This window comes from Bacillus sp. JJ1503 (assembly GCF_036965125.1).
Taxonomy (GTDB): Bacteria; Bacillota; Bacilli; order Bacillales; family Cytobacillaceae; genus Cytobacillus.
This window is the reverse complement of record NZ_JBALOZ010000457.1, coordinates 1-6,286: the sequence shown is the minus strand read 5'-3', so window position 1 is coordinate 6,286 and position 6,286 is coordinate 1. Positions and strand designations below refer to the sequence as shown.

Here is a 6,286-nt window from a genome sequence, read left to right as displayed (position 1 = left end):
CCTTTATAGTTGCTCATAACTACATTGGAAGCGATCTTTGAATCGAATGTGTCAAAGATAAACATCCCTGCACCATCGATTTTTGTATTTAAATAAAAGATATTTTCTAGAATAAAAACTTCATAGCTCTGCATAATCATCAGTCCGTTAATACTTTCACGAACTTGATTTTGCGAAATGAGGACATTTCTGGAATCCATTGTATGAACACCATACCGTGTCCGGATCATTTGATTTCCTTTTACCTCACAGAATTCAGAATAGGATACATAAATTCCATCCTGTGTATCATATATGAGATTGCTATTGGCAGAGGTATTTGGTGCCTTCACTAAATAAATCCCATAGCCTTTATATTTGGACTTCTCGTCAAAGCTAGTAATCGTATTATGTTCAAAACGATGGCCGTAGCTTTCATGAGCATAAATCCCATGAAATACATTTTTTATTAAATTATGATGAATATGAGAACGATTGCCTTTAATATAAATCCCAGAATTTTGAGAACCGCTCCCTTCTATCTGTAATCCTTCAATAGATACGTCATCAGCCTCAATTGTAATAACGTTCCCTTCATATGGACCGATGATCTTTGTTCCTTTTTCACCGATTAAATGAACGGGATGGGAAATAGTAAATGATCCGGAATATTCACCCGATTTGAGATTTATCACAGAAGAAGTACGATTTAATAGAGCCCCCTGTAGCTCCTTTGTATTAGATACAGTCAGCTCAGACCCGTGTACTTTACCCGCAAAAACGAACCAAGAAAATACAATAAATAGGAGAACTTTTTTATTCATTTGGGATACACCTCCCCATTCACTGTTACGATTATACAGCTTGAAGGGCAGTGTTCCTACGTCGCATGTTTCATAACTGTCCGTAATATTTATAGGAATATCTGCCCTCTATTTGAAATTTAAGGTTCACTTTATAATTTTTTTCTAGTATAATTTTAGTTGTGTGATTTATTTATCTATTAATGGCTCATTGTAGCCTTACCGTCGTCTTCACCTGTNNTGTGTGACAATTGGATAGCTTCCGACTCTTGTTACGGTAAATTCAACTACAGCACCACCGCTGGCTGGCAGCATAACAGTTTGTAATCCTTTGTAATGGTTATATGGGTTACCGTCAATATATACATCATCGAATATTGTACCAACAACATGGAATGAGCTTACTTCATTTGGTCCTACATTGTTAATATAGATTCTTACTCTGTCTCCTACTTTTGCTAATAGAGGTTGTTCTTTAAGTGTGAACGTATCGCCATTTGTATTTAGGTCACCTTCATGAAGAGCCTTAGTTGAGAATACAACTTGACTTGGTACACCATTAGTGAAATCATCTAAATCGTTATATTTATACCATTCGTTTTGAATCATAACGAATTCTTTATTAATCCCTTCATCGGTTGGATAGCCATTTTTCGGCTTAACAATGATCGTACCATGCATTCCGTTTGCAATATGTGAAAGTACCGGTGCTGTTCCACAATGGTACATAAATACACCTGGCTTATTTGCTGGATAACTGAAAGTACCTGATTCATTAGGCTTTACATTTGAAAAATCTTTAGATGGTGCTGCATGAACAGCGTGAAAATCCATGCTATGCGGAATGGCCGGATCCATATTCTTTAATGTAAAGTTAATTGTATCCCCTTCATTTACTACTACAACTGGCCCAGGGGCTTCCCCGTTAAATGTCCAAGCTTTGTACATATACCCTTTGTCAATTTCAATGTCTGTGATCTGTGATGTCATTTCTACGTTTACTTCTGTAGGACCCACTCTTTCAATTTTCAACGGTACCGGTTCTTGATTCAAATCTTTATGTGGGGCTATGACTTCATTATTACTTTTCTCGGCTGCTAATACCTTTTGTTCTGGCTGTGGTTTTTCTTGTAAAGATTGCTGGTTACATGCGGTTAGTAAACTTAGTCCTATTGCGGATGTTAGAAGATATTTCATACCTTTATTCATGTTAATTCCTCCTTTATTATCCTTTTCCTTTACATCTTAATCATACTGATTCCATTCCTGTGAATAGGTGATATTACTCACAAAAGATCATGAGTCTGTGAAAAGTTTGTGAAGTCTGTTCATGAGAACTTGCATACCTTATATGCAGTCTCTTGCGCTTAACATAAAAACCTTGAAAACGCTTTAATTCCATATGTCCTCTCATTCCATGGAAATGTAGGTTTTAATTGTGCTATACTTTAACAGCGAATAAATATTGCCCGTTTTTTTAATCTTTTAATCTATAAGTGTAAGGTTTTTGCTTTCATCATCGTCTATTATAATGAGGGCGATAATGGCAATTAAAAAAATCTTAATATCCCTACTTACAAAAAGGAGAATTACAGGAAAAATGATAGTTGATTTTATGATGATTTTAAAAGCAATCATACTTGGATTAGTTGAAGGTTTAACAGAATTTGCCCCAGTCTCATCTACCGGGCATATGATCATCGTGGATGATATGTGGCTTCATACGAAGGATTTTTTATCAGATTCTACAGCAAATACATTTAAGGTAGTCATACAGTTAGGATCCATACTCGCAGTTGTCATCATCTTTAAAGATAGATTTATTGACATGCTAGGACTTGGAAGACGGAATAAGGGTGCAGCGGTTCCAGAAAACCGTTTGAAGCTGACACAAGTTATTGTCGGCCTTATTCCAGCCGGTATACTCGGAGTTCTATTTGAGGATTATATCGATGAAAACTTATTTTCAACTGAAACAGTATTAATTGGCTTAGTTATTGGAGCTGTCTTTATGATCCTTGCAGATATTTTTGGAGGGAAACGGCCAAAAGTGGACACGGTTGATCAAATTACTTATAAACAGGCGTTTTCCATTGGATTGATACAATGCTTTTCACTTTGGCCTGGGTTTTCACGCTCGGGTTCAACGATTTCTGGCGGTGTATTGCTCGGATTAAGCCACCGTGCAGCAGCTGACTTCACTTTTATTATGGCTGTACCAATTATGGCCGGTGCTAGCTTTATCTCATTATTGAAAAACTGGCAATATTTCACGATCGATGCCCTGCCATTTTTCATCGCCGGATTTATTAGCGCCTTTGTGTTCGCCCTTTTATCTATTCGTTTCTTTTTAAAACTGATTAATAAAATCAAACTTGTGCCATTCGCCATTTACCGAATAGTATTGGCCTTAGTTATTTATATCGTATTTTTCTAAAAGCGGACTAGCCCTAGTCCGTTTTTTTGTACGTTAAGAAAGTATAAATTGTCAGTGGAGAAGTTGATCCGATGTAGTTGCCAATTTTAGGAATTAAGTATAAGTTCAACTACGCTCTGTCTTTGCCTTTTCAAGACTTGCCAATCGGCGAGTTTTCTATATAAGCATTTCATTATCCTGATTTCATAAATATTGATAAAATAGCTTTCAAAGGAAAAACTTTTTAAAGAAGATGGAATGAAGGAAGTTGAATAATATGTCAGTCCAGACTGAAAAAAAATCACTTAACGAAATTCGCTATTCTGTTTTAGATCTATCCCCTATCATTGTTGGCGGAACAGCATCAGAAGCACTTCGTAATACATTAGATCTTGCACAGCATGCCGAAAAATGGGGCTATCACCGATACTGGCTTGCAGAGCATCATAATATGCAAGGGATAGCCAGTTCAGCAACTTCGGTTGTCATCGGGCATGTTGCCGCAGGTACAACATCCATTCGGGTTGGATCCGGCGGCATTATGCTGCCTAATCACTCTCCACTCGTGATTGCAGAACAGTTCGGGACGTTGGAATCCCTATTCCCAGGCAGAATTGATTTAGGACTTGGCCGTGCTCCAGGAACAGATCAACTAACCGCCAGAGCTTTAAGAAGAAGCAGCCGCATGGATGGATCGGAATTTCCCGAACAACTAGAGGAGCTTCGGACATATTTCGACCCATCTAGAAGTTCAGCACCTATGCATGTTCGTGCTGTACCGGGTGAGGGGTTAAATATTCCCATTTGGCTGCTAGGTTCGAGCGGTTTCAGCGCTCAGCTTGCGGGTCAGCTTGGACTCCCATTTTCTTTTGCTAGTCATTTTTCACCTGAGAATACGTTGCCTGCTCTTGATTTATATTACCGCAGCTTCCGCCCTTCAAATGTTCTAGATGAACCTTATGCAAAGGTTGGAGTGAATATCATTACGGCAGATACGGATGAAAAAGCGAAACGGCTTGCAACATCCCTTCAGTTGCAATTCCTTAATCTTATTCGAAATACGCCTGGACAGCTCCAGCCTCCAGTCGACAATATAGATGAGCATTTGAGCGAATATGAGAAAGGCCTGCTTCAAAAACAACTTGGTTCCTCCATTATTGGCAGTCCAGACAAAGTGAAAGCTCAGCTGCAAAGCTTCATTCAAGACACAAAGGTCAACGAAATCATGGTAACCGCCCAAATCTATAACCACCAAGACAGACTGCGATCCTTTGAAATTGTCTCTGAGATTATGAATGGGGTGGAGTAGCAGTTAAATATCCGTCATCTTTGAGATGACGGATATTTTTATCGTGAATTTACGTAAAGTGTTATATAAAAAACGGGATGACGAACAGTGTTAGTGGTAAACTTCGTATATTACACTTAACTCTCCAATTTATTGGTAAAATGATGAAACCTGTCACTAAACCTAGTTATATGGACAGGTTTTGAGGAAACCGCCGGAACCTGTCCAGTAAACCGAATTTATTGGACAGGTTTCGGGGAAAGCGATGAAACCTGTCCAATGAACCTGGTAATATGGACAGGTTTTGAGGAAACCGCCGAAACCTGACCAGTAAACTGAATTTATTGGACAGGTTTTGCGGAAAACGATGAAACCTGTCCACTAACCTGTAATTTGGACAGTTAATCAGAGAACATACATCAAGCGTCCTTAATATTAAATATTATCCAATTTCCTCCCAGATACAAGGTCATCGACAAGCTTTTCTGCTGCACGCCTATATAGATTGCTCATATGGGCTAATGAGGCAATCATGAGCGTTTTCTTTAGCACCGCAGATTCATTTTCTATCATTTCACCTATCTCTTCATTTACATCCTTTCCTTTTTGTTCAATTTGTTCTATAAATGCATGGATATTTTTTTCAGTTAAGTGAAGAAAGCTTTCATAGAAACCATCTACATCCATACTTTGCTTGATAATTCTTTCATTGATGCCAGACAATGTTTCTTTTATGTCATTAATCGAGAGAGCCCCCTTTAATTGATAAATAAAACTAATTAAAATGAGGTGCTCTTTTGAATACTTTTTATTTTTGATCGGGAATAACAGCTTACCTTTAGCATAATTATTGATCATTGTTTTTGTCAGGATCTTTTCTTCCTCATTACGCTTCGTGCAGCTAAATTTATTTTCAAACAGCTGGATTACTTGATCCATATAGAGATCAATGTCAGGAATTTCATTTAAAGAAATTTGACTATTTAAGTTCAGTGACTCTATCATTTTTTGCAAATTTTCCATTTACATAAACCTCAACATTCATATTTTATAAATAAATAATACTGTATTAAAAAGATTAAGTAAATGATTGACTATCTATTGAAACGTATGTATCATTATATGTAGTTATCAAAACTACATAAATTAGGGGGATTATTGATGACATCTTATATCCGAGAGCCAATTAACGGTCTTACACACTTAGCTGGAGCGATTCTTTCCTTTGTTGGACTTCTAGCGATGGTGATCAAGGCATCAATAACAACGGCTTCTCCAATTGCAATCACTTCTGTTATTATTTTTGGCATTAGCATGATCCTGCTTTACTCCGCATCAGCCACCTATCATATGGTAGTTGCTAAGGATAAGGTCATTGCTTTTCTTAGAAGACTCGACCATTCAATGATTTTTGTTTTAATTGCTGGATCCTATACGCCCTTTTGTCTGATTAGCTTAAAGGGAGCAACAGGCTGGTTAATATTTTCTATTGTTTCTGTCATCGCAGTAGTCGGTGTGCTTTTTAAAATGATCTGGTTTAATTGTCCAAGATGGCTATCAACGGTCCTTTATGTGGCAGTAGGCTGGATAATTATATTTGCCTTTTCGCCTTTATCTGAATCACTAAGTTCATCTGGAACTCTCCTCCTCATAGCCGGTGGAATCCTGTACACAATTGGTGGATTAATTTACGCTCTAAAACCTAAGTTTCTAGAGTTTGATTATTTCGGTTTTCATGAAATTTTTCATATTTTCATTATGCTTGGAAGCATGGCTCATTTTCTTTGTGTTTATTTATAT

The 6,286-nt window shown here is 37.4% G+C and carries 5 protein-coding genes and 1 pseudogene; 3 read left to right on the top strand and 3 right to left on the bottom strand.

All coding sequences use genetic code 11. From position 1 onward, the window contains the following. The coding region (locus tag V7149_RS25065; RefSeq protein WP_335348279.1) for a right-handed parallel beta-helix repeat-containing protein at positions 1-803 on the bottom strand (803 nt) is incomplete at its 3' end. A 179-nt stretch (positions 804-982) separates the two neighbouring features. Further along, a pseudogene (locus V7149_RS25060) lies at positions 983-1,991 on the bottom strand (multicopper oxidase domain-containing protein). A 391-nt stretch (positions 1,992-2,382) separates the two neighbouring features. On the opposite strand from V7149_RS25060, the gene V7149_RS25055 reads away from it, so the two are divergent. After that, positions 2,383-3,219, top strand: coding sequence for an undecaprenyl-diphosphate phosphatase (locus V7149_RS25055; RefSeq protein ID WP_335348280.1), 837 nt, complete (start codon positions 2,383-2,385; stop codon positions 3,217-3,219). Positions 3,220-3,475: 256 nt separating this feature from the next. Further along, positions 3,476-4,507 (top strand): LLM class flavin-dependent oxidoreductase, encoded by a 1,032-nt coding sequence (locus V7149_RS25050; RefSeq protein ID WP_335348277.1) that lies wholly within the window; start codon positions 3,476-3,478, stop codon positions 4,505-4,507. Positions 4,508-4,921: 414 nt separating this feature from the next. Here V7149_RS25050 and V7149_RS25045 read toward each other — a convergent pair whose 3' ends face one another. After that, positions 4,922-5,509: a DUF1836 domain-containing protein gene (locus tag V7149_RS25045; protein WP_335348276.1), complete on the bottom strand. Its 588-nt coding sequence runs from the start codon at positions 5,507-5,509 to the stop codon at positions 4,922-4,924. Positions 5,510-5,647: 138 nt separating this feature from the next. Between V7149_RS25045 and trhA the strand changes: the two genes are divergently transcribed. Further along, positions 5,648-6,286, top strand: a 639-nt coding sequence (gene trhA, locus V7149_RS25040; protein ID WP_335348275.1) for a PAQR family membrane homeostasis protein TrhA, incomplete at its 3' end; no start/stop codon positions are given.

Bases quoted from the DNA above. Each gene is read 5' to 3' on its own strand.
- V7149_RS25045 (WP_335348276.1), bottom strand. From the start codon at position 5,509: ATGGAAAATTTGCAAAAAATGATAGAGTCACTGAACTTAAATAGTCAA.
- V7149_RS25055 (WP_335348280.1), top strand. From the start codon at position 2,383: ATGATAGTTGATTTTATGATGATTTTAAAAGCAATCATACTTGGATTA.
- V7149_RS25050 (WP_335348277.1), top strand. From the start codon at position 3,476: ATGTCAGTCCAGACTGAAAAAAAATCACTTAACGAAATTCGCTATTCT.